This is a genomic window from Pseudonocardia terrae (assembly GCF_021343995.1).
In the GTDB taxonomy this organism is placed as follows: Bacteria; Actinomycetota; Actinomycetes; order Mycobacteriales; family Pseudonocardiaceae; genus Pseudonocardia; species Pseudonocardia terrae.
Map to the genome: position 1 here is coordinate 24,344 of NZ_JAJTTE010000008.1, position 25,349 is coordinate 49,692.

The following is a 25,349-nucleotide window of genomic DNA, read 5'->3' on the forward strand; positions in this document are numbered from 1 at the left end:
GCCACCGTAACCGTCGGGTCCGACAGGACCCGGCGACGGCGGCCGGGCGGGCGGGTATCCGGCGACCCACCCGAGGGATCAGCGCGAAACGGGCAGATCGTGCACCGGCTCCACGAGATCGACTAGGGTTCGGCCACGTGTTGGAGGTCGGGGGACTCGAGAAGCGGTTCGGGCGGCGCACGGCGCTGGCCGGGGTCACGTTCGACGTGCGGCCCGGCGAGGTGTTCGGGTTCGTCGGGAGCAACGGCGCGGGCAAGACCACGACGATGCGGATCGTGCTCGGCGTGCTCGCCGCCGACGCCGGCGAGGTGCGGTGGCAGGGGCGGCCCGTCGACGCCGACGTGCGCCGGCGGATCGGGTACATGCCCGAGGAGCGCGGGCTCTACCCCAAGATGCGGGTCGGCGAGCAGCTCACCTACCTGGCCCGGCTGCACGGCGTGCCCGCCGCCGAGGCGGAGCGTGCGGTGCGGTCGTGGACCGAGCGGCTCGGCGTGGCCGAGCGGCTGCGCGACGAGGTCCAGAAGCTCTCCCTCGGCAACCAGCAGCGCGTCCAGCTCGCCGCGGCGCTCGTGCACGCACCCGAGCTGCTGGTGCTCGACGAGCCGTTCTCCGGGCTCGACCCGACGGCGGTGGAGGTGATGAGCGCCGTGCTGCGCGGCAAGGCCGACGAGGGGGTGCCGGTGATCTTCTCCTCGCACCAGCTCGATCTCGTGGAACGGCTGTGCGACCGGGTGGGCATCATCGCCGCCGGCCGGATGGTCGCCGTCGGGACCGTCGAGGAGCTGCGCTCGGGCGGGGTCGAGCGGATCGACGTCGTCGGCCCCGAGTCGGACTGGGCGGCCGGGCTGGCGGGGGTCACGGTCGTCGCCCGGGAGGGCCGGCGGACGCGGGTCGAGCTGTCCGGGTCGTCGGACCAGGAGGTACTGGCCGCGGCCCTCGCGGCCGGGCCGGTGCACGAGTTCGCGCCCTACCGTCCGCCGCTGACCGAGCTCTACCGGGACGTCGTGTCGGGGGGTGCGGCGTGAACGGGCTCTCCCCGGGGCAGGCGGTCGGGCTGGTCGCGCGCCGCGAGTTCGGCACGCAGGTGCGGTCGCGGAGCTTCGCCGTCGGGATCGTGATCTCCCTGGTGATCTTCGGCATCTACGCGCTGATCTTCCAGTTCGTCGGCAGCCGGACGTCGTCGGACACGATGGGGGTCACCCCGGCCGCGCAGCCCCTGGTCCCGGCCCTGGAGCAGGCGGCGTCGGCGGCCGGCCGCACGCTCACGATCCACGAGGTGAACGCCGCCGAGGGCGCGGCGCAGGTGCGGGCCGGGGACCTCGACGCGGTCCTCGACCGTGCCCCCGGGTGGACGTTGACCGGGCTCGACGCCGTCGGCACCGAGCTGCAGAACCTGGTGTCCACCGTGGTCCGGCAGACGACCCAGGACGAGGCGCTGCGGGCCGCGGGACAGGACCCGGCCGCGGTCGCGGCGCAGGGCACGGTCGCGGTCGCGACCCTCGAACCCGACGACCCGGAGCGCGGGCAGCGGCTCGGCCTGGCGATCGTCACGTCCGTGCTGCTGTTCATGTCGCTGATCGGCTACGGGTCGGCGGTCGCGCAGGGCGTGGTCGAGGAGAAGTCCAGCCGAGTCGTGGAGCTGCTGCTGTCCACGATCCGGCCGGTGCACCTGCTCACCGGGAAGGTGCTCGGGCTCGGCGCCGTCGGCCTGTTCCAGCTGCTGATCCTGGGTGCGATCGGGGTCGTGGTCGGCAGCGCCACCGGGCTGCTCAGCGCGCCGTCCGCCGCCGCGCCGGCCCTGGCCGCGGCGGTGGTGTGGTACCTGCTGGGGTTCTTCCTCTACGCCTCGGTCTACGCGGCGGCGGGTTCGATGGTGTCGCGGCAGGAGGAGCTGCAGTCCCTCGTCGCCCCGATCATGTTCCCGCTGCTGATGCCGTTCGTCTTCGCGGTGTCGGTGCTGCCCGGGGACCCGCGCAACACCCTCGCCACGGTGCTGTCGTTCGTCCCCTTCTTCGCACCCACGCTGATGCCGGCCCGGCAGGCGCTCGGCGTGGCGGCCTGGTGGGAGGTGCTGATCGCGGTGGCGCTCACGCTCGCCGCGATCGTCGGGGTCGTGGCCGTCGCGGCCCGGATCTACCGCAACTCGGTCCTGCGCACCGGCGCCCGGGTGGGCTGGGCCGAGGCGCTACGGGGCTGAGCCGGGGCAGAGCACGGGCAGAGCACGGGACTGAGCACCGGGCAGCAGGGTCCGGGACCGGGCTGGTGACAAGGGGCGCGCGGCAGCGCTCAGCGCGCGTAGCGCTCCTGCGCCCGGGCGCGCGCCTTGGCTGCCTCCACCTCGCGGTCCTTCGGCGGGGCGGTGGTCACGAGGTCGTCGAGCAGGTGCTGGGTGACGTGCGCGATCTCTGCCACTGCCCGGTCGAACGCCTCCTGGTTGGCCTGCGACGGCCGCGTCGACCCGCTGATCTTGCGGACGTACTGCAACGCCGCCGCCTCCACCTCCGACCGGGACGCGGGCGGCTCGAAGTTGTGCAGGGTGCGGATGTTGCGGCACATGCTCGCTCTCCGGGGCTCGACGTCGGCACCCGCCGTTGTAGCAGCTCAGGACCCGCGGATCACGTGCATACCCGCGTCGAGGGTCCCGGCGGCCTGGCGCGCCTTCAGCACCGCGAGCCGGGTGAACCGGTTGTCGAACGCCTCCTGGGTCAGTCCCCGCGCCCGGTACTCGGCCGCCAGCTGCTGCGCCCCGGCCGGGATCGTCCACGCAGCCTCGAAGCCGAGCTCCTTGCGGGCCCGCGAGAAGTCCACGCGGTACGACCGCGGGTCGTTGCCGGCCTCGCCGGTGATCGCCAGCTCCGCGCCGGGGACCGCGTCGACCACGGCCCGGGCGATCTCGGCGACCGTCCGGTTGTTCTGCTCGGTCCCCACGTTGTAGGCCCGCCCGCGGACGACGTCGGCGGGTGCGGCGAGGGCGGCGACGACCGCCCCCGCGATGTCCTCGGCATGGGCGAGCGGACGCCAGGGGGTGCCGTCGGAGAGGACCTTCACGACGTTCGTGAGGACGGCGTGCCCCGTCAGGTTGTTCAGCACGATGTCGGCCCGCAGCCGGGGCGAGAAGCCGAAGGCGGTGGCGTTGCGCATCGAGACCGGGACGAAGTCGGGGTCGGCCAGCTCGACGAGGTCGTCCTCCACCCGCACCTTCGACTCGGCGTAGGGCGTGACCGGCTTGAGCGGGGCGTCCTCGTCGACGAGGTCGTCGCCGGACTGGGCGCCGTAGACGGAGCAGGTCGAGGCGTACACGAACCGCCCCACCCCGGCTTCCTTGGCCAGCCGCGCCAGCCGCGTCGACGCGTGGTGGTTGATGTCGTAGGTGATCCGCGGCGCGAGCGAGCCGAGCGGGTCGTTGGACAGCGCCGCCATGTGCACCACGGCGTCGAAGCCCGCCAGCCGGTCCACCGAGACGTCGCGGAGGTCGACGGCCAGGCCGGGCACGTCCGGGGTGTCGAGCGAGCCGAGGACGCAGTCGGCGAAGAGCCCGCTGTCCAGACCCGTGACCTCGTGCCCGGCGGCCGCCAGGATCGGGGCCATCACGGTGCCCAGGTAGCCCTGGTGGCCGGTCAGCAGTACGCGCACTGGTGTCTCCTCGTCGCCGTTCCGCGGTGCACCGGATGACTCGTCCGCGGCGCGCGGAGCATTAGTCGACGGGGTCGATCCCGGTGAGCGGCGCTACGCCCAGGACCAGCTTCTGGACGTGGAACGCCTCGGCGTAGCGCGCATGGCACTGCACGCCGCGCACCCGGGCGAGTCCGGCGAACGTCTCGGCGTCGAACCACGTCCGGTCCCGCTGGCTGCCGTAGTGCTCGAGGAGCTTGGTGACCTTCTCCCGGAGCACCGGCTCCGCGAGGGGCAGGTAGACCGACGGCTGCGCGAGATCGCTCTCCCACTTCAGGATCTCGTAGCCGAGGGCCAGGTGGTCGCGGAAGACCGTGGGGATGATCTTCGACAGGGTCCGGTGGTCCTGGTGCGCGTCGTGCGCCGTGGGTCCGAGGATCAGGTCCGGCTCCCCCATCGCCCGGACCTCCTCGACCGCCTGCTTGGCGCGTTCCCAGCGCACCGGCACGCGCCCGTCCGGCAGGTCGTGCACGATGATCTCGAGCTTGGCGCCGGGGCAGAAGGCCGCGAGCGCCTCCCGCTCCTCCTCCTCGCGCAATGAGCCGCCGCCCGTCAGCACCATGGCCGTGACGGAGACGCCCGGGTGCGCCCGACAGAGCTCGAGCAGCGCTCCGCCCGCCCCGATCGCGATGTCATCGCAGTGGGCTCCGAGCAGGACCATCTGGTCCAGGCGCTCGGGCAACAGGCTCAGCATCGTCGGGCTCAGCGCTCCTCGCGGACGGGACGGCGACGGACGGGCGCCGTGGTGCGGTCGGTGACGCCCCACAGCATCCCCCGTCGCACCCCGCGCCGACAGGGCCGAACGATCACTCCCGGTGCTCTCAGCTCAGACGACCTCGAGGGTCGGGATCGGGAAGACGAGCCGGCCGCCCCACTCCCGTACGGACGCGAGCTGCTCGACGAGCTCGTCGCGCAGGTTCCACGGGAGGACGAGCACGTAGTCCGGCCGGTCGGCCTCGATGCGTTCCGGCGGCAGGACCGGGATCCGCGTGCCCGGGGTGAACCGGCCGTGCTTGTACGGGTTGCGGTCCACCGTGTACGGCAGCAGGTCGGGCCGGATGCCGCAGTAGTTGAGCAGCGTGTTGCCCTTGCCGGGCGCCCCGTAGCCCACCACGGTCCGTCCCGCGCGCCGCGCCTCGATCAGGAAGGCCACCAGGTCGTCGCGCACCCGCGAGACGGCTTCGGCGAAGCCGTCGTGACCGTCGGCGGTGTGCAGTCCGGCCTTCTCCTCCGCCGCCAGCACCTCGCGTACCCGGGCCGAGGGCTCGCCCGCGACGGCGGCCGGCCGGGCCCAGACGCGGATCGACCCGCCGTGGGTGTCCAGGAGCTCGACGTCGACGACCGTCAGCCCGCCCGATGCGAGGGCCCGCTGCGCCGTGAGCAGCGTGTAGTACTGGAAGTGCTCGTGGTAGACGGTGTCGAACTGGGTCCGTTCCACGAGCGTGAGCAGGTGCTGGACTTCGATCGACACCCAGCCGTCGTCGGCGACGAGCGCGCGCAGGCCCTCGGTGAAGCCGACGACGTCGGGGATGTGGGCGTAGACGTTGTTCAGGGCCACCAGATCCGCCGGCCCGTGCTCCGCGCGGACGTGCGCTCCGGTCTCGGGGGTGAGGAACGCGGTCAGGGTGGGCACGCCCCGCTCGCGCGCGGCCTCACCCACGTTGCGCGACGGCTCGATCCCCAGACAACGGATCCCGCGTCCGACCACGTGCTGCAGCAGGTAGCCGTCGTTGCTGGCCACCTCGAGGACGAACGAGTCCGGCCCGAGCCCGAGCCGCTCGCTCGACGAGTCGACGAACCGCTTCGCGTGCTCCACCCACGACGTCGAGTACGAGGAGAAGTAGGCGTACTCGGTGAAGGTCTCCTCCGGTGTGATCAGCGGAGGGAGCTGGGCGAGCAGGCACTCCTCGCAGACCCGCACGTGCAGGGGATAGGTCGGCTCCGGCCGCTCGAGCGCGTCGGCGGTGAGGAACAGCTCGCACGGGGGCGTCGCCCCGAGGTCGAGGAAGCTGCGCAGGCCGGTGGACCCGCACAGCCGGCAACGGAGATCGGTCACGGTTCTGATGCCCCCACGGCGACGGTCTGCACGACACGTCCGGGTTCGCCCGCTCCCGTGCGGCCGTTACCCCGCGGTGCGGCCGTTCGGTCGAACCAACCGCCGCGACCCGGCCGGATGCGCCGCCGCAGCCGCCGCACACGCCCGTGACAGGATGGAGGCCTGTCCGCCGTGGTGTAACGGCAGCACCTCGGATTTTGGTTCCGATGGTCCAGGTTCGAATCCTGGCGGCGGAGCAGTACGGGCGCGCTCAGTCCAGCGCGGCGTCGAGCGTGATCGTGGTGCCGGTCAGCGCCTTGCTGACCGGGCAGCCCTCCTTGGCGGCCTGGGCGGCCCGCTCGAAGGCGGCGGCGTCCATGCCCGGGACCTCGCCCCGGACGGTGAGCGCGATGCCCGTGATCCGGAACCCGCCGCCCTGGTCCGGTCCGAGCGAGACGTCGGCCTTCACGTCGAGCGCCTCGGGCGTTGCGCCCTCCTGGCCGATCAGCGCGGAGAGCTGCATCGCGTAGCAGGCCGAGTGGGCCGCGGCGATGAGCTCCTCGGGGCTGGTGGTGCCGCCGGCCTCGTCGGCCGCGCGCTTGGGGAAGCTGACCTCGTAGGTGCCGACCTTGCTGCTGGTCATCTCGACCTGGCCGGATCCCTGCTCCAGGGTTCCGTTCCAGGCCGTCCGTGCGGTGCGAGTGGGCATTCGGGCCTCCCGTCGGCGATGGTCCGTAGGGAGGAACCCACCGCGTGGTTCCCGATACACGCGAGGTGAGCGCGGGATCGCCGACCGGTCCGATCGGGACGACGAGCGGAGGATCAGCGCACCTGGACCGCGTCGCCGACCTGGAGGAAGTCGTAGAAGGCCCGGGCGTCCTCGTTCGCCAGGCGGACGCACCCGGCCGACGGCGTCTGCAGGCTGCCCTCGTGGAACGCGATGCCGCCCTCGGCGAAGAACACCGCGAACGGCATCGGCGCGTCGTTGAACTCCTTGCTCCGGTGCGTGTCGTTCTTCCACTCGACGACGAAGTCGCCGCGCGGCGTCTCGTGGCCGGGCCCGCCCGGGCTCGTCGCGACCGGGCCGCGGACCACCTTCCCGTCGTCGATCAACCAGGCCTTCTTCCCGGCGAGGTCCACGCACGCACGCGCCTCCGCGGTGCACGGGGTCCCCTCGAGGGTGCCGGGCCCCGCGACAGCCTGACCCTGACCGGCGGCGAGCGTCCCCACCCCGACCAGTCCGGCCGCGACCGCCCCGCGCACCCGGGGCGAACGCGCCCTGCTGTGCCTTCCCATCTGTCCGCTCGGCACCTTTCGTCCCGTTCGACCCGCCGACAGCACAACGACGGGGGCGGGACGAGGTAACGAGCCGGACGAGCCGCCCGACAGGCCCGCGTAGGATTCGCCCCGCATCGGGGACCCGACCATCTCGAGGAGCGCCCATGCCCGACCGCCCTTCCGCCCGCCCCGCCGCCGCCGTGGTGCTGGCCGCGGGTGAGGGGACCCGGATGCGGTCCGCGACCCCCAAGGTGCTGCACGAGATCGGCGGCCGGAGCCTGCTCGGGCACGCCGTGCACGCGGTCGCGGAGCTGGAGCCGGAGCACCTCGCGGTGGTCGTCGGCCACGCCCGCGAGCAGGTCGGCGAGGCGCTCGAGCGCCTCGGCGACGAGGTTGCGCGCCGGGTCCTGCCCGCCGTCCAGGAGCAGCAGAACGGCACGGGCGACGCCGTCCGCTGCGGTCTCGCCGCCCTGCCCGGCGGCCTGACCGGCACCGTCCTGGTGACCTATGGGGACGTGCCGCTGCTCGACGCCACGACGTTCGGCGAGGTCCTGCGGCTCCACGAGACCGCGGGCGCCGCCGTCACGCTGCTCACCACGGACCTGGACGACCCCACCGGGTACGGGCGGATCGTCCGCGACCCCACGGGCTCGGTGCTGCGGATCGTCGAGCAGAAGGACGCCACCGAGGAGCAGCGGGCGCTCACGGAGATCAACTCCGGCGTCTACGCCTTCGACGCCGCCTTCCTCGCCGCCGGCCTCGGCCGCCTCGACACCGCCAACGCCCAGGGCGAGCTCTACCTGACCGACCTGGTCGCGCTCGCGGTCGCCGACGGCCTGCGCGTCGAGGCGGTGCGGGTGGACGACCCGTGGCTGGTCGCGGGCGTCAACGACCGGGTGCAGCTCGCCGCGGTCCGCGCCGAGCTGAACCGGCGGGTGCTGGAGCGGTGGATGCTCGCGGGCGTGACCGTCGTCGACCCCACCAGCACGTGGGTCGACGTCCAGGTCCGGCTCGGGCGCGACGTCGTCGTCGAGCCGGGGACGCAGCTGCGCGGGCAGACGACGGTGGGCGACGCGGCGGTCGTCGGCCCGGACTCCACGCTCACGGACGTCGAGATCGGCGAGGGCGCCTCGGTGGTCCGGACGCACGGCTCGTCGTCGTGGATCGGGCCCGGTGCCTCCGTGGGCCCGTTCGCCTACCTGCGCCCGGGCGCGCGGCTGGGCGCCGACGGCAAGATCGGCACCTTCGTCGAGGTGAAGAACGCGGAGATCGGCCGCGGCTCCAAGGTGCCCCACCTCACCTATGTGGGCGACGCCACGATCGGCGAGCAGAGCAACATCGGCGCCTCGTCGGTCTTCGTCAACTACGACGGGGTGGCCAAGCACCGGACGACCATCGGTTCGCACGTCCGGACCGGGTCCGACACGATGTTCATCGCCCCGGTGAACATCGGCGACGGCGCCTACACGGGTGCCGGCACCGTCGTCCGCGAGGACGTTCCGCCGGGGGCGCTGGCGGTGTCGTCCGGGCCACAGCGCACCATCGACGGATGGGTCGTACGGAAGCGACCCGGCACGCCGGCGGCCGAGGCCGCCGAGCGGGCCAGCGACACGGCCGCCCGGGACGCGGCCGAGAGCGGCCGAGGAGGCACAGCGCAGTGAGTGCGATGTCGGGTCAGCCCAAGAAGAACCTCATGTTCTTCTCCGGGAGGGCGCACCCCGAGCTGGCCGAGCAGGTCGCCAAGGAGCTCGACGTCACCGTCACGCCGCAGTCGGCGTACTCCTTCGCGAACGGCGAGATCTTCGTCCGGTTCGAGGAGTCGGTGCGCGGGTGCGACGCGTTCGTCCTGCAGGCGCACAGCGCGCCGATCAACGACGCGATCATGGAGCAGCTGATCATGGTCGACGCGCTCAAGCGCGCCTCGGCCAAGCGGATCACCGTGGTCATGCCGTTCTGGGGCTACGCCCGCCAGGACAAGAAGCACCGCGGCCGCGAGCCGATCTCGGCCCGCCTGGTCGCGGACCTGTTCAAGACGGCCGGTGCCGACCGGATCATGACGGTCGACCTGCACACGGCGCAGATCCAGGGCTTCTTCGACGGCCCGGTGGACCACCTCTTCGCGCTGCCGGTGCTCGCCGAGCACATCAAGCAGAACTACGCGGGCGCCGACCTCGCCGTCGTCTCGCCGGACTCCGGGCGCGTGCGGCTGGCCGAGCGCTGGGCGGAGACGCTGGGCGGCACGCCGCTGGCCTTCATCCACAAGACCCGCGACCCGCTCAAGCCGAACGAGGCCAAGGCGAACCGCGTGGTCGGTGAGATCGACGGCCGCACCTGCGTGGTCATCGACGACATGATCGACACCGGTGGCACGGTGGCGAAGACGGTCGAGGTGCTGCTCAAGGAGGGGGCGAAGGACGTGATCATCGCGGCCACGCACCCCGTGCTCTCCGGTCCCGCGGTCGAGCGGCTGTCCACCTGCGGTGCGCGCGAGGTGATCTTCACCGACACGCTGCCGATCCCGGACGAGAAGCGGTTCCCGAACATGACCGTGCTCTCGATCGCCCCGCTGCTGGCCGAGGCGATCCACCAGGTCTTCGACGACGGCTCGGTCACCAGCCTGTTCGACGGCAACGCCTAGGCACGTCGCTGGGCAGGCTCCCCACCAGGGACAACAGGGCTACGAAGATCATTCGGGCCGTCCCTGGGCAGCGGAAGCCTGCTCGGCAGGCTCCCGGGCCGTGTTCCAGGCCGCGTCGATTGCCCGCCGGGCGACGTCCTCCGACCCGGGCAGCAGGTGCCCGTACGTCGACAGGACGAGGCTCGCGTTCTCGTGGCCGAGCAGCTCGGCGACCGCGACGACCGACTGCCCCGACGCGAGCAGCACGCTCGCGTAGTGGTGACGAAGGTCATGCGACGTCGTCGAGTCCGGCAGGCCGGCCTTCACCGCCGCCGCGGTGAACACCTTGTTGCCGTACCAGTCGTGCATGATCGGCATCCCGTCCCGCGTGTGGAAGAGCGTGCCGTTCACCGCGGGCGGGTGCTCGGCGATGTGCTGGGACAGGGCGACCGCGACGACGTCCGGCAGCGGCAGCGTCCGACGTGAGCGCGGCGTCTTCGGCGCCACCCGCTCGCGGGTGATCCGGTCGATCTGGTGCTCGACCCGGGCGGTCCGGCGGAGGAAGTCGACGTCCTCGACGCGCAGCGCGAGCAGCTCCCCGATCCGCAGCCCGAGGCCGGCCTGCGCGACCACCATCGCCTTGTACCGGTCCCCGATCACGTCGACGATCGCGTCGACCTGGTCGACGGTCAGGGGCACGATGCGGTCCTGCTCCACCCGCGGCGTCCCGGCCCGCTCCCGCGCCGCCCGGGCCCGTGCGGCGACCTTCTCTGCGGCCACGGTGTCGACGTAGTCGGGGCGCACGACGGTCGACTCGTCGCCGACACCCATGCGTGAACGTCGTGGCCCGGATCCCGTTCTTATAGCTCGCTCCATCACCCGCAGGCAGAACCAGACGCCCACGTTCGTCGACACCCCGGTCGGCAGGCTCTTCGAGTCCGGCCGCTGTGTCGCGAACACCGCGATCACGGGCAGGGCCCGGCCGCGCTTGATGATCGCCTCGGCCAGCTTGCCGGCCTCCTCGCCGTACTCGCCGTGGCTGAACACTTTGCTGGTTGCCCCACAGCGGCGTGTTGTGCGGGGCGATGGCGCCGGTGGTGCGGCGGCGCTCGAGCTCGGCGACGTGCGCGCGGAGCCGGGCATCGGCACGACAGAGGCTTGAGCGGCCCGCGGGTGCGGGCGGTCAGTCGAATTGGGCCGTTCGGCCGCCAACCACCTCGCTGCGAGGGCCGTCCCATTTATAGATCAGACGATCCCTGCGCGCCTGAAGCGCGCTTACGACCGACATCAGCAAGGGGCCCAACTCCATGCGCCTTCGCAACACCGCATTCGCCGTCGTTCTCGCGGCGGGCGCCACGCTCCCCCTCGCCGGCATCGCCCAGGCTCAGCAGGCCGACCGCGACTGCCCCGACTTCGCGACCCAGGCCGAGGCGCAGGCAGCGCTCGACGCTGACCCCAGCGACCCCGAGCGCCTCGATGCCGACAACGACGGCATCGCGTGCGAGAGCCAGTTCGGCGAGCCCGCGACCGGCGACTCGGCGTCCGATGCCGGTGACAGCGCTGACGATAGCGGCAACTCGGTGGCCCCTGTCAGCGACAGTTCCCAGGACAGCAGCACCAGCGGAGGCCAGGTGCGCACCATGCCTGTGGGCGGGGTGGACACCGGGGACGGGTCGACCTTCGGCGAGCCCGTCACAGCGCCGGCGCTGATCGCGCTGGCCGGGTTGGGCGCGGTTGCCACCACCGCCGCGGCGGCAAGCTGGCGCGGGCGCCAGTTCAACTGACGCATGCACAATCGCACGCACCGCCATCCCCGCCGAGTTGGGAACCGCCTGGCGGGGGTGGCGGCGTTGATCCTGGTGCTCGTCTCCGGCTGTGCCGGCACCACAGATGCGGGCGGCAACAGCCCGGCGGCGTCGGTACAGACCTCGGTCGTGGCTTCGGCAGAGTCGGGCCAGCCGACGATGGCGGCGTCGCACCCCACCCGGCTGCGCGTTCCGGCGATCGACGTGGACGCCCGTGGCGTGATTGACCTCGGGCTGCAGGCGGACAGGACGATGGAGGTTCCGGCCGACGGCACGAAGGTGGGCTGGTATACCGAGTCACCCACCCCCGGCGAACGCGGGCCCGCCGTGCTCGCCGCCCACGTGGATTGGAACCATCAGAAGGGGGCGTTCTACGACCTGCACTCCCTCAAGCCAGGTGACGAGATCATGGTCGACCGGGCCGACGGGTCGACCGCGAGGTTCCAGGTGCGGCAGGTCGCGCAGTACTCGAAGGATGCGTTCCCGACGCAGAAGGTGTATGGCGACGTTGCCGGTGCCGAGCTGCGCCTGATCACTTGCGGCGGAGAGCTTGATCGGGCAGCCCGCAGCTACCGGGACAACATAGTCGTGTACGCAGGGTTGGTCAGTTCGACTTGACCAATCGCCCGAGTCGGGGCGGACGTGATGGCTCCAGGCGCACTGCGCCGTGGAGCCGTCACATCTTGCTCGGCAGATAGGCGCGGCCCGTGGCCCCGCCGCGTGGCGCTCCGCCGGCGCGGGCTGGGCCGAGGTGAGCGGACGGCCTTGGTGGGCGACCAGGGCGGCCAGCTCCACCGTGATCGTGAGGCACACCGACGGCCACAGCGCGACGACGTACCCGGTCACGGTCACCTCGGCCGCGGCCAGGTTCGCCGCGATGGTGGCGACCATGCTGGCCCAGAACGCCGCCCGCGAGCCGCGGCCGGCCGGCTCGCCGCGGTGCCGGCGCACCCAGATCACGACCAAGGCGGCGACGAGCATCCCGTCGGTGGTCAGCGCCAGCCACGGCGCCATGACCGGATCCCCGGCCCGGGCGATGACGTCCCAGGCGTGCCGCTACGAGGCAACCGCGGCCGGCCCACCGAGCGCGGACACCGTCGACACGGCGAGCAGCACGGGCCAGGAGCGGGCCCACCACTCCCGGGCGCTCACTGGTCGCCCCCGATCACGCGCCGCGCCGCGTCGAGGAAGTCCCCGGCGGTCCGGTGGATCCCGTCGAGCTGGCCTCCACCGGGCATGACGGACTGGCCGATCTCATAGGGCGACGGGAGCAGAGGTAGACACCGAACGCGACCCCGCCAAACACGGCGACGAGGAACGCGAGGATGAACGCCGGCCAGAACACCTGGCGGCGGACGCGGCGGCTGGCGTGCGCGGCCACATTCGTCGACTCCGGACACGAGGTCACCTCCGCCCCACCCTAGTGGTCGGGGCGAAATGACGGTGGCGGTGTCCCGGTGGGTCGCCTTGCAAGGCGCGGCTGGCGTGGGCGGCAACTCGACGCGCTCAGGGGCGCGGGTCTGTAGCCACACGATGACCACGGCGATGGAGCCGACGACAGTGAGGGCGCGGATCATCCCTCCCTCGCTCGGCGAGGGCCCGACCGAGCAGAGGCGGGATCGGGGCGTCCTTGGATCCCTCACGCCGATGGAGCCGGGCCAAGGACATGGAGTCGGCCGACGACATGGAAGGGGCCCGGACGGGGTGTGTGGTCAGCGGATTATGGCCGCCGTCGTGATGCTGGCAGAACGTCGTGTGGCCGGGTGCCGGGACAGCTCGGCGCCACGTCTAGAGATCCTGCACGAGTCAGCTCCTTGTCAGCTGATCAAGGCCCGTGGCCGGCGCTGCGATCGTCGCGCCCGGGCCCGCCTTCGTTTCGCGCGTGCGCGCGTATGTGAACGTCCTGTGGGTGGAGTGCACAGGCGGCGGCGAAGGAGGGCCTCGAATCCGATGTGGACGTATTGGCGCCGTGGCTGGGCAGCGGCAGGCAGGTACGCGCCAGGTCGTGCAGGGAATTGCAGGGAACTCTGGGGAACAGCCGATCGGCAGCTCAGGACGGGAATCCAGCCCTAACGCAGCAGGTAGTCCATCCGAGTGAAGAAATCGGCTCAGGTGCTCGACGGCAACGCCTGAGGTCGACGTGCCGAGGGGCGGGAGGCGCGAGCCTCCCGCCCCTCGACGTTCTCGGGGTCGGCCGATGCGCGGAGCGGGTACGGACGTCCGGCTCGTCGCCGCAGGCCGGACGGTCCTCGACCACTGCCGTCGGAACCATCGACTCTGACGAGCACACCCGGCGCGGCCGCCTTGATGGACCCTGCGACGAGCCGGTTCCGGCGCGGGCGTACTCTTGTCGGCGGTTCCGCGGCGAGGGCGGGTTGTTCGACGAGCCCGCCGTCATCGACGTGTGGTCGGCTTTCCGCCGCCTCCTCGCCGCGCGCACGCGACATCAGCAGTTCGAGGAGAGAGACCCACCGTGGCCCAGTCCAAGATCGCCGCCGAGACCCGGACCGAGTTCGGCAAGGGCGCCGCGCGGCGCACCCGCAAGGCGGGCAAGATCCCCGCCGTCCTGTACGGGCACGGCACCGACCCGCAGCACCTGACGCTGCCGTCGCTGGAGTTCGCCGCCGTCGTCCGCGAGCAGGGCCGCAACGCCGTGCTCGAGCTGGACATCGTCGGGGGCAGCAGCCAGCTGGCGCTGACCAAGACCGTCACCTTCCACCCGATCCGCCCCTACATCGAGCACGTCGACCTGCTCGTCGTGCAGAAGGGCGAGAAGGTCGTCGTCGAGATTCCGGTGATCATCACCGGTGAGGCCGTGCCGGGCAGCCTGATCACCCAGGACCTGAACACCATCGAGGTCGAGGCCGACGCCCTGAACATCCCCGAGAACGTCGAGGTCTCGGTCGAGGGCGCCGAGGTCGGCACCCAGTTCCTGGCGGGCCAGGTCGCGCTGCCGACGGGTTCCGAGCTGCGCACCGACCCCGAGTACCTGGTCGTGAACGTGGTCGCCGCGCCGACCGCCGAGGACCTCGAGGCCACCGAGGACGTCGAGGGCGCCGGTATCGTCGAGGACGCCCCCGAGACCCCGGCCGAGGAGTCCGAGGCCCCGGCCGAGGGCGAGTCCGCCGAGGGCGACTCCTCCGCCGAGAGCTGATCCGTGGCGCCGGCCCCTTCCGCCGGCACGGCCCTGGTCGTCGGGCTCGGGAACCCCGGGCCCGGCTACGCCGACACCCGGCACAACGTCGGGTTCGGCGTGGTCGAGCTGCTGGCCGGGCGCGCCGGGGCGCGGTTCTCGCTGCACAAGCGGTCCAACGCCGAGATCGCCGAGGGCAGGCTCGCCGGCCGCAAGGTCGTGCTGGCCAAGCCGCGGACGTACATGAACGAGTCCGGCGGCCCCGTCGCCGGGCTGGTCCGGTACTTCTCGGTGCCCCCCGAGGAGGTCGTCGTGGTGCATGACGACCTTGACCTCGGCTTCGGCGTGATCCGGCTGAAGCGCGGCGGCGGCGAGGGCGGGCACAACGGCCTGCGCTCGATCAGCCGCTCGCTCGGCACCAAGGAGTACCTGCGCGTGCGGTTCGGCATCGGCCGCCCGCCGGGCCGCCAGGACCCGGCGGACTTCGTGCTCAAGCGGTTCTCCGGGACCGAGCGCAAGGAGCTGGAGTTCGCCGTCGACCTGGCCGCCGACGCCGCCGAGGCGCTGCTGGAGCAGGGCCTCGAGCCCGCGCAGAACCGCTTCCACGCCCTCTCCGGCTGACCTGGTCGATCGACTACCTGGTCGATCGACCCCCGACGGGCCCTCCCGCACCAGCGCGGGAGGGCCCGTCGGCGTCAGGACCGGGTGGCCAGCAGGTCGGCGGTGGCGGCCCGGCGGAGCTTGCCCGACGGCGTCTTCGGCAGGGTCCCGGGCGGGAACACGTCCACCCGCGCGGGCCGCACCCCCACCGCGGACACCACGCGCGCGATCACGTCCTTGCGGATCACGGCGGCCTCGGCCTCGTCGTCGGCCTTGCGGGCCTCGACGGCCACCGCGAACGACTCGCGCCGCTGCCCCTCCCCCGCGAACAGCCGGACCGCCACGGCGTTGCCGGCCCGCACGCCGTCGGCCTCCGCGGCGGCGCGCTCGATGTCCGTCGGGTAGATGTTGCGCCCGCCCATGATGATCACGTCCTTGCGCCGCCCGCAGACCACGACCTGGCCGTCCTCGACGCGGTAGCCCTCGTCGCCGGTGTCGAACCAGCCGTCGGCGTCCTGGGTGGCGACCGGGCCGTTCACGGTCAGGTAGCCGGGCGTCACGGAGTCACCGCGCAGCTGGATCACCCCGACGCCGCGGGTCCCGAGCACCTCGCCGGACTCCCCGACCACGCGCGCCTCGATCCCCGGCAGGGGCGGTCCGAGCAGCGGGAACGCGCGCGTCGGCCCGTCACCGGCGGGCTCGGCGCGGCGACCCGCCTCGAGGGCCTCGGCGTCGATCTCGTCGACGGCGAGCCCGGTCGCGACCGGTGCGAACGCGACGCCGAGCGCCGTCTCCGCCATGCCGTAGGCGCAGAGCACGGACTCCGGGCGCAGCCCGAACCGCGCCCCGGCATCCACGAAGGCCCCGACCGCCGCCGGGTCGACGGGCTCGGCGCCGTTGAGCGCGATCCGCAACGACGACAGGTCCAGCTCCTGTTCGGCCCGCGCGAGCTGACGGGCGAGCACGGCGTAGGCGAAGTTCGGTGCGGCGGTGACCGTCCCGCGGTACTTCGAGATCAGCTCCGCCCAGAGCAGCGGGCGGGACAGGAAGTCCACCGGCGTGACCGTGACGAGCTCGAGCGCGGTCACCATCGGGATCGTCAGGAACCCGACCATGCCCATGTCGTGGAAGAGCGGCAGCCAGGAGACCATCACGTCGCGCTCGACGTCGAGGCGCGCGGCCTCGCGCATCGCGGTGATGTTCGCGTGCAGGTTGCGATGGGTGATGCGGACGGCCTTCGGCTCCGCGGTGGAGCCGCTGGTGAGCTGCAGCAGCGCGGTGTCGTCCTCGGCGGCGGCGTCGGCGTCGGGCGTGACGGCGGCCGGGTCGCCCTGCAGCGAGTCGACCACCCGGAACGGGATGCCGCGCTCGGTGAGCACCGGGGCGAGCGCGTCGAAGGGGGCGCCGAGCAGCACCATGCTCGCGTCGATCATGCGCAGCACCGCGACCGTGTCCTCGGCCCAGTGCATCAGGTCGGTGCGGGCGGTGGGCTGGTGCAGCATCGTGACACTGCCCCCGGTGAGCCAGACGGCCTGTGCGAGCGGGGCGATCACGGCCGGGTCGCCCGCCAGCACGCCCACGGCGCCGCCGCGGGTGAGGGCGGGGGTGTCGCCGTCGGGTCGGCGCAGGGCGTCGGCGATCCCGCGCGCGGTCCCGTGCACCTCGCTCCACAGCCGACGGACGGGGGCGGCGGGCTCGCCGGTCGTCATGCCGCGGGAGGTGTCGGCGGCGGACTCCAGCAACATCGCGAGGAACCGGGACATGCGCGCAGCCTAAGGCCCACAGCGGTGATCGCAGTACGGATCCACAACGTGGCTCGCGGGCCTCTCCGGTCGCAGTATGGATCCATGACGCGATCAGGCCGCCCGCCCGAGCGCAGCATGGATCCACAACGCGTCCAGGGCGCCCGTCTGAGCGCGTTATGGATCCATAACGCGATCCGGGAGCCCCGTCCGCGCCGGTCCGGAGGGTGGGGACGGGCGTAGGGTCGGGCCCGTGGCTTCCACCCGTGACTCGATCGCCGCGGCCGTCGAGGCCGTGATCCCGGGCGCCCGCGCCGATCTCGAGCGGCTGGTGCGCATCCCCAGCATCTGGGCCGACCCGGCGCACGCCGCCGACACCGAGGCGAGCGCTGCGGCCGTCGCGGAGCTCGCCGGCGCCCTGAACCCGGCGAACCTGCAGATCCTGCGCGCGGAAGGCGGCGCGCCCGCCGTCGTCGCGCAGTGGCCCGCGCCCGAGGGGCAGCCGACGGTGCTGCTCTACGCCCACCACGACGTCCAGCCCACCGGCGGCGACGAGCACTGGACCAGCCCGCCGTTCGAGCCGACCGAGCGCGACGGCCGGCTGTACGGGCGCGGCGCCGCGGACGACAAGGCCGGCGTGATGACCCACCTCGCGGTGCTGCGTGCGTACGAGGGGAAGCCGCCGGTCGGCGTCACGCTGTTCATCGAGGGCGAGGAGGAGTCCGGGTCGCCCACGCTCCCGCAGCTGCTGCGGGAGCACCACGAGCTGCTCGCCGCGGACGTCATCGTGATCGCCGACGCCGCCAACCCTGCCGTCGACGTCCCCGCGCTCACCACGAGCCTGCGGGGGCTCGTCGACGTCGTGATCGACGTGTCGCTGCTGGAGCGGCCGCTGCACTCGGGCGTCTTCGGCGGCCCGGTCGGCGACGCGCTCACCGCGTTGACCCACGCCCTCGCGAGCCTGCACGACGAGAAGGGCGAGGTCGCCGTCCCCGGTCTGCACGCGAACACGGGCACGGACGCCGCCGCTCTGGACATCCCCGAGGCGGAGTGGCGCGCCGAGGCGGGCCTGGTGGAGGGCGCCGAGCTGCTCGGGACCGGCACGCTGGCCGAGCGGATCTACCACAAGCCGGCGATCGCCGTCCTCGGGATCGACGCGCCTTCGGTCGCGCAGGCCGCGAACGTGCTGCTTCCGCGTGCCCGCGCGATGGTCAGCATGCGCCTCGCTCCCGGCGAGGACGCCCTCGCGGCGCGGGAGAAGCTCGCCGAGCACCTGCGGGCGCACGTGCCCTGGGGCGCGACGGTCACGGTCGAGCCCGGGTCGGGCGTGGCCGAGCCCTTCAGCCTCGACGCCAACGGCGGGGCGTACGACGCGGCCAAGCGCGCCTTCGCGGAGGCCTTCGGCACCGCGACCGTGGAGATGGGCATCGGCGGCAGCATCCCCTTCATAGCCGAGTTCGCCCGCACCTTCCCCGGCGCGGCCGTCCTGGTCACGGGCGTGGGCGACCCCGCCTCGCGGTGGCACGGGATCGACGAGTCGCTGTCGCTGTCCATGTTCGGCACGGGCGCCCGTGCCGAGGCCTTCCTGCTCGACGAGCTCCGCCGCTGACCGACAGTTCTTCGATATATCGCTAGCGCCCCGTTCGCGCGCCCGGCAGACTGAGCCGATGCGGATCGGCGTGCTGGGCCCGGTGGCGGCGTGGGCCGCGTCGGGTGCCGACGTCGCACCGAACGGGCTGCGCCTGCGCGGGCTGCTGGCCAGGCTCGCGCTCGCGCCGGGCCGCACCGTCACCGCCGAGACGCTGGTCGACGACCTGTGGGGCACAGGATCCGACTCGGCGCCCGCGTCGGCGAACGCCCTGCAGGCCCTGGTCTCCCGGCTGCGGCGCGCCCTAGGGCCCGAACTGGTGGCCACCGTGCCCGGCGGCTACCGCCTCGAGCTGGCCCCGTCCGACGTGGACTGTGTGCGGGCGGGTCAACGGATCGCCGAGGCCGAGCAGGAGGCCGATCCGGGGGCCGCCCGCGAGCTGGTCGGGCAGGCGCTCGCGCTGTGGCGCGGACCGGCCCTGGCCGACGTCCGCCGGCTGCCCTTCGCCGGCCCCGCCGCCGACCGGCTCGACGGCCGCCGGGCCGACGCCCTCGAACGGGCCGCCGGGCTGGACCTGGTGCTCGGCCGGGCGGCAGGCAGCGTGGAACCGCTGACCGCGCTGCTCACCGAGCAACCGCTGCGGGAGACCGCCGCCGCCGCGTTGGCCCGCGCCCTGCACGCCACCGGCCGTCAGGCCGACGCGCTGGCAGTGCTCGACCGGACGCGCGCGCGGCTGGCCGACGAGCTCGGCGTGGATCCCGGACCGGAGCTGGACGAGGCCCGCCTCGAGGTCCTGCGCGGCACCACCGTGCCCGCACCCGTCCCACCACGTCCGGCGCACCCCGTTCCGCCTCCGCCGCTGACCAGCTTCGTCGGCCGGGAGGCGGACGCCGACCGGCTGCGGGAGCTGCTGAGGACCGGGCGGCTCGTCACGCTCGTGGGGCCCGGCGGTGCGGGAAAGACCAGGCTCGCCCGGGAGGCCTGCCCCGGAGGGGCGGTCGCCGAGCTCGCCCCGCTCACCGGCCCGGACCAGCTGGCGGAGACCGTGCTCGCCGCGGTCGGCAGCCCGGAGCTGGTGATCCGCCAGGAGGAGCACCCCGACGTCGTCGAACGGCTGGTGGCCGCCGTCGGCCGGCGCGATCTCGTCCTGGTCCTGGACAACTGCGAGCACCTGATCGGCTCCTGTGCGGACCTCGCGGGCACGCTGCTCGCCCGTTGCCCGGCGGTGCGGATCCTGGCCACCAGCCGCGAGCCGCTCGCCGTGCCCGGGGAACGGCTGCATCCCGTCGAGGCGCTCGACGAGGCCGCGGCCGCCCGGCTCTTCGCCGACCGGGCCGAGGCGGTCGCCCCCGGGTTCGCGGCCGACGCGCACGCCCCCGCGATCGCCGAGATCTGCCGCAGGCTGGACGGTCAGCCGCTGCCGATCGAGCTCGCCGCCGCCCGGCTGCGGGCGCTCAGCCCGAAGGAGATCCTCACCCGGCTCGACGACCGCTTCCGCCTGCTCATCACCGGCGCACGGACCGTGCTCCCGCGCCACCAGACCCTGCGCGCGGTCGTCGACTGGAGCTGGGATCTGCTCGACGCGGCCGAACGCGCCCTCGCCGGCCGGCTCGCGGTCTTCTCCGGCGGCGCCACGGCCGACGCCGCGGACCAGGTGTGCGGCGACGGGCTGGCCGACCCCTTCACCACGCTCGCCGCGCTCGTCGACAAGTCGCTGGTCGTCGCCGTCCCGCAGGCCGGGGCGCCCACCCGCTACCGGATGCTGGAGACCATCCGCGAGTACGCGCGGGAGCGGCTCGCCGCCTCGGGCGAGGAGGCGGCGACGGCGGCGCGGCACGCGGCTTGGACCGTCGCCCTTGTCGAGCGGGCCGAGCCGGAGCTGCGCGGCCGGGACCAGCTGCGGTGGCTCGGCGTCCTGCGCGCCGAGGCGGGCAACATCACCGGGGCGCTGCGCCGGGCCGTCGCCGAGCAGGACGCCGCGACCGCGTACCGGCTGGTCGCGGGCATGTTCTGGGGCTGGCTGATCCGCGGCGCCACCGACGAGACGATGACCTGGGTGCGCGCGGTCGGGGAGCTGCCCACGGACGGCGCCCCGATCGACGTGCTCGCCCGGGTCACCGCGTTCCGGGCGATCGAGTCGCTCGGCCGCGGGGCGATGGAGGAGGCGCAACGGCACGTCGCGCGCGCCGCCGTGCAGGCCGAGTCGGTCCCGCAGCCCCGGCATCCCGCGCTCGACCTGCTGGTGCCGCTGGGCGAGGCCTTCGCGACCGCGGACCAGGCACCGCTGACCGCGATCAGCACCACGCACCCGGACCCCTGGGTGCGGGCGTTCGCGCTGGAGATCCGCGCGACGCTGTCCGAGAACGCGGGCCTGATCGACCTCGAACGCGAGCTCGTCCGGGCCGCGCACGCCCTGTTCACCCAGGTCGGCGACCGCTTCGGACTGGGGATGACGCTCACGACACTCGGCGAGCTGGAGGCGTGGGCGGGCAACGCGGACGCCGCCGCGACGGCCTTCGAGGAGGCCATCGCGCTCGCCACCGAACTCGCCAACGACGACGACCTGCCGCAGTACCTCGTCCGCCGCGGCGGCCTCGCCGCCCGCACGGGCGACCACGCGCTGGCCCGCAAGCTCTACACCGAGGCGCTGGGGATGCTCGACGGCTCCGAGTACGCCTCGCCGGAGATGGTCCACGTCTCGCTCGCCGAGCTGGACCGCCTGGAGGGCGACCTGGCCGCGGCGCGCGCCCGGCTCGCGACCATCGACCCGGAGCCCGGCGGCATCGCCGTCGCCCAGCGGACCGCGCACCTGGCCACGCAGCGCGCGCTGGTCGAGCTGGCCGCCGGTGATCTCGGGACGGCGGCCGGGCTGCTGGCCGAGGCCGTCGCCGCCGCGGACGCGAGCAAGGACGGGCCCGTCGTCGGCTTCGTCGCCGAGACCGTCGCGCAGCTGGCCATGGCACACGGGGACCACGAGGGCACGGCGCGGGCGCTGGGCGTGGCCGAGGCCCGCCGCGGGGTCCTCGACCGGGGGGACCCCGCCGTCGTCGGCGTGCTGGAGGCGCTGGGCCCCGAGGCGGACGCCGTGCGGCGGGAGGCCCGAGGCCTCCCGCCGTCGTCCGGGCTGGACCTGCTGCGGGCTCAGGTCCGCCGCCGGTAGAGCGTCACCGCAATCGGCGCGAACACCAGCGTGATGCCGGCCGCCCAGAGCAGCGCGGTGCCCGCGGGGCCCGCGACCGGGCCACCGAGCAGCAGGCCGCGCACCGCGTCGGCCGTCTTCGACACCGGGTTGACGTCCACCCAGCCCTGCAACCAGCCCGGCATGGTCGACGCCGGCACGAACACGTTGCTGCCGAAGGTCAGCGGCAACGAGATCAGCGCGCCGAGCCCCTGCACCGAGCGCGGGTCCTTCACCAACATCGCCAGCGCCGTGAACACCCAGCACAGGGCGAACGCGAACGCCATGACCAGCAGCAGCGCGGCCACGATCGCCGGCGGGCCCGCGGAGGTGCGGAAGCCCAGGATCGTACCGAACACCAGCATGATCACACCCGAGGTCGCGTAGCGCGCCAGGTCCGCGCCGATGGCGCCGAGCAGCGGGGCCGCCCGGGAGATCGGCAGGCTCCGGAACCGGTCGAAGATCCCGGTGTGCAGGTCGTCGGCCAGCCCGGTGCCGGTGCCGGCCGAGGCGAAGATGACGGTCTGCACCAGGACGCCCGGCAGCGCGAACTGCAGGTACGCCGAGGTGTCGCCGGCGATCGCGCCGCCGAAGACGTACACGAACAGCAGCAGGAAGATGACCGGCTGGAGGGTGACGTCGATCAGCGCCTCGGGCGAGTGCACCGTCTTCACCAGCCCGCGCCAGGCCAGGGTGGCGCCGTGCCGCAGCGTCGACGGCCCGTGGCGGGCCGCGGTGCGTGGCGGGGGTTCGGGGACGGTCGTGGGGACGGTGACGGTCGCGGTGGTGGTCATGCGGCCTCCTCGGTCGCGGGGCCGGCCTCGGCGTGGCGGCCGGTCAGGGTCAGGAACACGTCGTCGAGGCTCGGCAGCCGCAGCCCCAGCTCGGCGAGGGGCACGCCGTCCTCCTCGAGCCGGACGCCGAGCCGGTGCAGCCGGGCGGGTGTGCCGGACAGCGTCAGCTCCCCGGTCGGGTCGATCGCGGGCGTCTCGGAGGTCAGCTCGCCGAGCAGCGCGGCGACGGCACCGACGTCGGCCCGGTGCAGCGGCCGGACGTGCAGCAGCTGCCCACCGACGTCGGCCTTGAGCGACGCCGGGGTGCCGCTCGCGATCACCTCCCCGCGGTCGAGGACCACGAGATCCTCGGCGAGCTGGTCGGCCTCCTCCAGGTACTGGGTGGTGAGCAGGACGGTCGTCCCCTCGGCGGCGAGGGCGCGGACGTGCTCCCACACCTCGTTGCGGTGCCGGGGGTCGAGGCCCGTGGTCGGCTCGTCGAGGAACAGCACGTCGGGCCGGCCGACGAGGCTGGCGGCGAGGTCGAGCCGCCGGCGCATGCCGCCGGAGTAGGTCTTGACCCGACGGCCGGCGGCCTCGACCAGGCCGAACCGCTCGATCAGCTCGTCCGTGCGACGGCGGGCGTCGCGCCGGGACAGGTCCAGCAGGCGGCCGATGAGCCGCAGGTTCTCGACGCCGGACAGGGCGTCGTCGACCGCGGCGTACTGGCCGGTCAGGCCGATCCGCAGGCGGACGGCCGGGGCCTCCGCGACGACGTCGTGGCCCAGCACGGTGGCCCGGCCGCCGTCCGGGCGCAGGAGGGTGGACAGGACGCGGACGGTCGTGGTCTTGCCGGATCCGTTCGGCCCGAGCAGGCCCAGCACGCTGCCGCGCCGGACCTCCAGGTCGACGCCGGCGAGGGCGGTGGTGGCGCCGAAGGTCTTCACGAGACCCTCGATGCGGATGGCCGGTTCGTTCATGACCACCACTCTCGGCGGGGGCGCTGCCATCCGGCTGACACCGGACCGCCCCGCCGTGTCAGCGGGCGTGGCGAGCTGTCAGGCCCCGGTCCGCCGCCGTCGGCCGCTGCGCCGATCGGCGTATCTCGGGCTGTGACCGCCCGGGTTCGTGCCGTGACGTCCGGTTTGCCGGCGGGGCTGCGGATCTCGGCCGTTGACCATCGCTGTGACCGGGGTTACCGTCCCGCTTAACGATCGTTCGGCAGATGGGTACCCGCCCGTCTCCGCTCCCGGGATGCAGCGTCGCCGAGGGAACGAGGACCTCCACTGTGGATTCGACCGTCCGCTCCACCCTGCCCGGAACCGGTACGGAGGCGTCCCCACGCCGCCGCTGGGCCTTCCTGATCGACCGCAGGCTCGATCGCTATCCCACCGGTGGCGAGCGGTACGCCCGCCTCGTGCTCGCCGTGCTCGCCACGGTCGTCATCTACTACGAGCAGTACACGTTGGGCGCCGTCTCGACGCTGGTCTCCCAGCAGCTCGGGATGTCGTTCCTGTTCCTCACGACCGGTCTCGCGGTGGCGAACCTGTTGGGCGCCTTCGGATCCCTGGCCGCGGGGCTCGCCGACCGGCTGGGCCGGGCGAACATCGTCGTCTACGGGATGCTGGTGGTCGGCGCGATCACGGCGTTCGCCATCACGCAGGTCCAGAACAAGTGGACATTCATGATCCTGTCCACGATCGTCGCGATCATGGAGGGCATGCTGCTGGTGGCCACGCCGGCGCTGGTCCGTGACTTCAGCCCGCAGATGGGCCGCGCCCGGGCGATGGGCTTCTGGAACGTCGCGCCGCCGGCCGGCTCGCTGCTCGCCTCCGCCGTCGCAGCGCTCACGCTGGGCTCGCTGGTGAGCTGGCAGAGCCAGTTCCGCATCGCCGGCATCGTCGGGATCGTCGTGTCGCTGATCGCGCTGGTCTGGATGAAGGAGCTCAACCCGGCGCTGCGTGACCAGGCGGCGGTGTCCGAGGAGGACCGCGAGCTGCTCGAGGCGCGGGCCGCGCGGGGCGAGGTGAACGTGAACCTCGCGCACCCGTGGCGGCAGCTGATGAAGGTCGACGTCGTGGTTCCCGCGATCGGCTTCTCGGTCGCGCTGCTCTTCTACTACACCATCGTCGGCTTCGCGCCCGTGCTGTTCACGACCGTCTGGGGCTTCGACCTCGCCGAGTCGAACAGCGTGATCGCATGGGCGTGGGCGTTCAACGTGCTGCTCTCGCTGACCTACGGCGGGCTCGTCGACCGCTTCCTGGTGCGCAAGCCGTGGATCCTCGCGGGCGCGGTGCTGTGCATCGCCATGCAGATCGTGCTGATCACCCTGGTCGGCGGGAAGCCGAGCTACCTCACGCTCGCGATCATCATGGCCGTGCTGGCCACCTCGTGGGCCGGGTTCGCGGTGCCCTGGTACGCGGCCTTCACCGAGACCGTCGAGGCCCGCAACCCCGCGCTCACGGCGACCGGCCTGGCGATCTGGGCGTGGATCATCCGCGTGGTGGTGTTCCTGTCGTTCCTGATCGTGCCGCACGTCGTGACCTCGGCGAACACCCTGGTCGCGGCCGAGCCCTACGTCGCGCAGGCGGAGAAGCTGCAGGCCGCCGGGCAGCCGATCCCGCCGGACCTGGCGGCCAAGCTGGGCGAGATCCAGCACGCCGCCGCGATCACCGGGGACCAGTGGCGGCTGTGGATGTGGATCGCGGTCGTCTTCGCGGTCGCGCTGGCCGCCACCGTCCCGCTGCTGCGCGGCCGGTGGAGCGTGAAGAAGGCGCGTGCCGACCTGGCCGAGCACGAGCGCCGGCGCGCCGAGGCGCTGGCAGCACTCCGTGGCTGAGGTGGGGCGGCTGAGGTAAGGCAGCCGAGGACCGCATCATGGTTCCATAACGCGCGAGAAAGGCCGCGAGATGCGCGTTATGGAACCAT

The 25,349-nt window shown here is 73.3% G+C and carries 21 protein-coding genes, 1 tRNA gene and 1 pseudogene; 12 read left to right on the forward strand and 11 right to left on the reverse strand.

Going from position 1 to position 25,349, the window contains the following annotated elements:
* The first annotated feature begins 137 nt into the window (after positions 1-137).
* Positions 138-1,025, forward strand: a complete 888-nt coding sequence (locus LWC33_RS07300; protein ID WP_233303470.1) for an ABC transporter ATP-binding protein — start codon at positions 138-140, stop codon at positions 1,023-1,025.
* On the forward strand, positions 1,022-2,197 hold the full coding sequence (locus tag LWC33_RS07305; RefSeq protein WP_233303471.1) for an ABC transporter permease: 1,176 nt from the start codon (positions 1,022-1,024) through the stop codon (positions 2,195-2,197). The genes LWC33_RS07300 and LWC33_RS07305 overlap by 4 nt, the downstream gene beginning before the upstream one ends.
* Positions 2,198-2,286: 89 nt before the next feature.
* On the opposite strand, the gene LWC33_RS07310 is transcribed toward LWC33_RS07305, so the two are convergent.
* The 4 genes from LWC33_RS07310 to LWC33_RS07325 all read right to left on the reverse strand — a co-directional run bounded on the left by LWC33_RS07310 (position 2,287) and on the right by LWC33_RS07325 (position 5,728).
* Positions 2,287-2,556, reverse strand: a complete 270-nt coding sequence (locus LWC33_RS07310; protein ID WP_233303472.1) for a DUF2277 domain-containing protein — start codon at positions 2,554-2,556, stop codon at positions 2,287-2,289.
* 45 nt (positions 2,557-2,601) lie between these two features.
* A complete protein-coding gene (locus LWC33_RS07315) occupies positions 2,602-3,633 on the reverse strand; it encodes an NAD-dependent epimerase/dehydratase family protein (RefSeq protein WP_233303473.1) in 1,032 nt (343 codons plus the stop codon).
* A gap of 61 nt (positions 3,634-3,694) precedes the next feature.
* Entirely contained in the window at positions 3,695-4,366 is a 672-nt protein-coding gene (locus LWC33_RS07320) for a PIG-L deacetylase family protein (RefSeq protein ID WP_233303474.1), read from the reverse strand.
* Between the two features lie 132 nt (positions 4,367-4,498).
* Positions 4,499-5,728, reverse strand: a complete 1,230-nt coding sequence (locus LWC33_RS07325) for a class I SAM-dependent methyltransferase (protein WP_233303475.1) — start codon at positions 5,726-5,728, stop codon at positions 4,499-4,501.
* A 165-nt stretch (positions 5,729-5,893) separates the two neighbouring features.
* On the opposite strand from LWC33_RS07325, the gene LWC33_RS07330 reads away from it, so the two are divergent.
* Positions 5,894-5,964: transfer RNA gene (locus LWC33_RS07330), tRNA-Gln, on the forward strand.
* A gap of 14 nt (positions 5,965-5,978) precedes the next feature.
* Here the strand turns inward: LWC33_RS07330 and LWC33_RS07335 are convergent.
* Entirely contained in the window at positions 5,979-6,416 is a 438-nt protein-coding gene (locus LWC33_RS07335; RefSeq protein WP_233303476.1) for an OsmC family peroxiredoxin, read from the reverse strand.
* A gap of 113 nt (positions 6,417-6,529) precedes the next feature.
* Positions 6,530-7,003, reverse strand: coding sequence for a L,D-transpeptidase (locus tag LWC33_RS07340; RefSeq protein ID WP_233303477.1), 474 nt, complete (start codon positions 7,001-7,003; stop codon positions 6,530-6,532).
* Between the two features lie 146 nt (positions 7,004-7,149).
* On the opposite strand from LWC33_RS07340, the gene glmU reads away from it, so the two are divergent.
* Together glmU and LWC33_RS07350 are read left to right on the forward strand one after the other, a co-directional pair.
* A complete protein-coding gene (gene glmU / locus LWC33_RS07345) occupies positions 7,150-8,646 on the forward strand; it encodes a bifunctional UDP-N-acetylglucosamine diphosphorylase/glucosamine-1-phosphate N-acetyltransferase GlmU (protein WP_233303478.1) in 1,497 nt (498 codons plus the stop codon).
* Positions 8,643-9,623 carry a ribose-phosphate diphosphokinase gene (locus LWC33_RS07350; protein WP_504937472.1) on the forward strand — a complete coding sequence of 327 codons (981 nt, stop codon included), beginning with the start codon at positions 8,643-8,645 and terminating at the stop codon, positions 9,621-9,623. The genes glmU and LWC33_RS07350 overlap by 4 nt, the downstream gene beginning before the upstream one ends.
* A 48-nt stretch (positions 9,624-9,671) precedes the next feature.
* Here the strand turns inward: LWC33_RS07350 and LWC33_RS07355 are convergent, their stop codons facing one another.
* The gene (locus LWC33_RS07355; protein WP_233303479.1) at positions 9,672-10,649 is read right to left on the reverse strand and encodes a tyrosine-type recombinase/integrase; all 978 of its coding nucleotides are present in this window, start codon (positions 10,647-10,649) and stop codon (positions 9,672-9,674) included.
* Positions 10,650-10,909: 260 nt separating this feature from the next.
* On the opposite strand from LWC33_RS07355, the gene LWC33_RS07360 reads away from it, so the two are divergent.
* Both LWC33_RS07360 and LWC33_RS07365 read left to right on the forward strand, forming a co-directional pair.
* Entirely contained in the window at positions 10,910-11,386 is a 477-nt protein-coding gene (locus LWC33_RS07360; protein ID WP_233303480.1) for an excalibur calcium-binding domain-containing protein, read from the forward strand.
* Between the two features lie 3 nt (positions 11,387-11,389).
* A complete protein-coding gene (locus LWC33_RS07365; protein WP_233303481.1) occupies positions 11,390-12,025 on the forward strand; it encodes a class F sortase in 636 nt (211 codons plus the stop codon).
* A 174-nt stretch (positions 12,026-12,199) separates the two neighbouring features.
* Here the strand turns inward: LWC33_RS07365 and LWC33_RS36460 are convergent.
* Positions 12,200-12,421: pseudogene (locus LWC33_RS36460) on the reverse strand (DUF2637 domain-containing protein); the annotation flags it as partial.
* A 1,459-nt stretch (positions 12,422-13,880) separates the two neighbouring features.
* Between LWC33_RS36460 and LWC33_RS07370 the strand changes: the two are divergent.
* Positions 13,881-14,561, forward strand: coding sequence for a 50S ribosomal protein L25/general stress protein Ctc (locus LWC33_RS07370; RefSeq protein WP_233303482.1), 681 nt, complete (start codon positions 13,881-13,883; stop codon positions 14,559-14,561).
* Between the two features lie 3 nt (positions 14,562-14,564).
* A complete protein-coding gene (pth, locus tag LWC33_RS07375) occupies positions 14,565-15,161 on the forward strand; it encodes an aminoacyl-tRNA hydrolase (RefSeq protein WP_233303483.1) in 597 nt (198 codons plus the stop codon).
* A gap of 74 nt (positions 15,162-15,235) precedes the next feature.
* Here the strand turns inward: pth and LWC33_RS07380 are convergent, their stop codons facing one another.
* Positions 15,236-16,903 (reverse strand): fatty acyl-AMP ligase, encoded by a 1,668-nt coding sequence (locus tag LWC33_RS07380; RefSeq protein ID WP_233303484.1) that lies wholly within the window; start codon positions 16,901-16,903, stop codon positions 15,236-15,238.
* A 232-nt stretch (positions 16,904-17,135) separates the two neighbouring features.
* On the opposite strand from LWC33_RS07380, the gene LWC33_RS07385 reads away from it, so the two are divergent.
* Both LWC33_RS07385 and LWC33_RS07390 read left to right on the forward strand, forming a co-directional pair.
* Positions 17,136-18,491 (forward strand): dipeptidase, encoded by a 1,356-nt coding sequence (locus tag LWC33_RS07385; protein WP_233303485.1) that lies wholly within the window; start codon positions 17,136-17,138, stop codon positions 18,489-18,491.
* A 58-nt stretch (positions 18,492-18,549) separates the two neighbouring features.
* Positions 18,550-21,630, forward strand: a complete 3,081-nt coding sequence (locus tag LWC33_RS07390) for an AfsR/SARP family transcriptional regulator (protein WP_233303486.1) — start codon at positions 18,550-18,552, stop codon at positions 21,628-21,630.
* Here the strand turns inward: LWC33_RS07390 and LWC33_RS07395 are convergent.
* Positions 21,612-22,442 carry an ABC transporter permease gene (locus tag LWC33_RS07395; protein WP_233303487.1) on the reverse strand — a complete coding sequence of 277 codons (831 nt, stop codon included), beginning with the start codon at positions 22,440-22,442 and terminating at the stop codon, positions 21,612-21,614. The two genes, LWC33_RS07390 and LWC33_RS07395, sit on opposite strands and share 19 nt — an antisense overlap.
* Complete coding sequence (locus tag LWC33_RS07400; RefSeq protein ID WP_233303488.1) at positions 22,439-23,401, reverse strand: ATP-binding cassette domain-containing protein; 963 nt, start codon at positions 23,399-23,401, stop codon at positions 22,439-22,441. Before LWC33_RS07400 ends, LWC33_RS07395 begins: the two co-directional genes overlap by 4 nt.
* 308 nt (positions 23,402-23,709) lie before the next feature.
* Between LWC33_RS07400 and LWC33_RS07405 the strand changes: the two genes are divergently transcribed.
* Complete coding sequence (locus LWC33_RS07405; protein WP_233303489.1) at positions 23,710-25,260, forward strand: MFS transporter; 1,551 nt, start codon at positions 23,710-23,712, stop codon at positions 25,258-25,260.
* Positions 25,261-25,349: the final 89 nt, after the last annotated feature.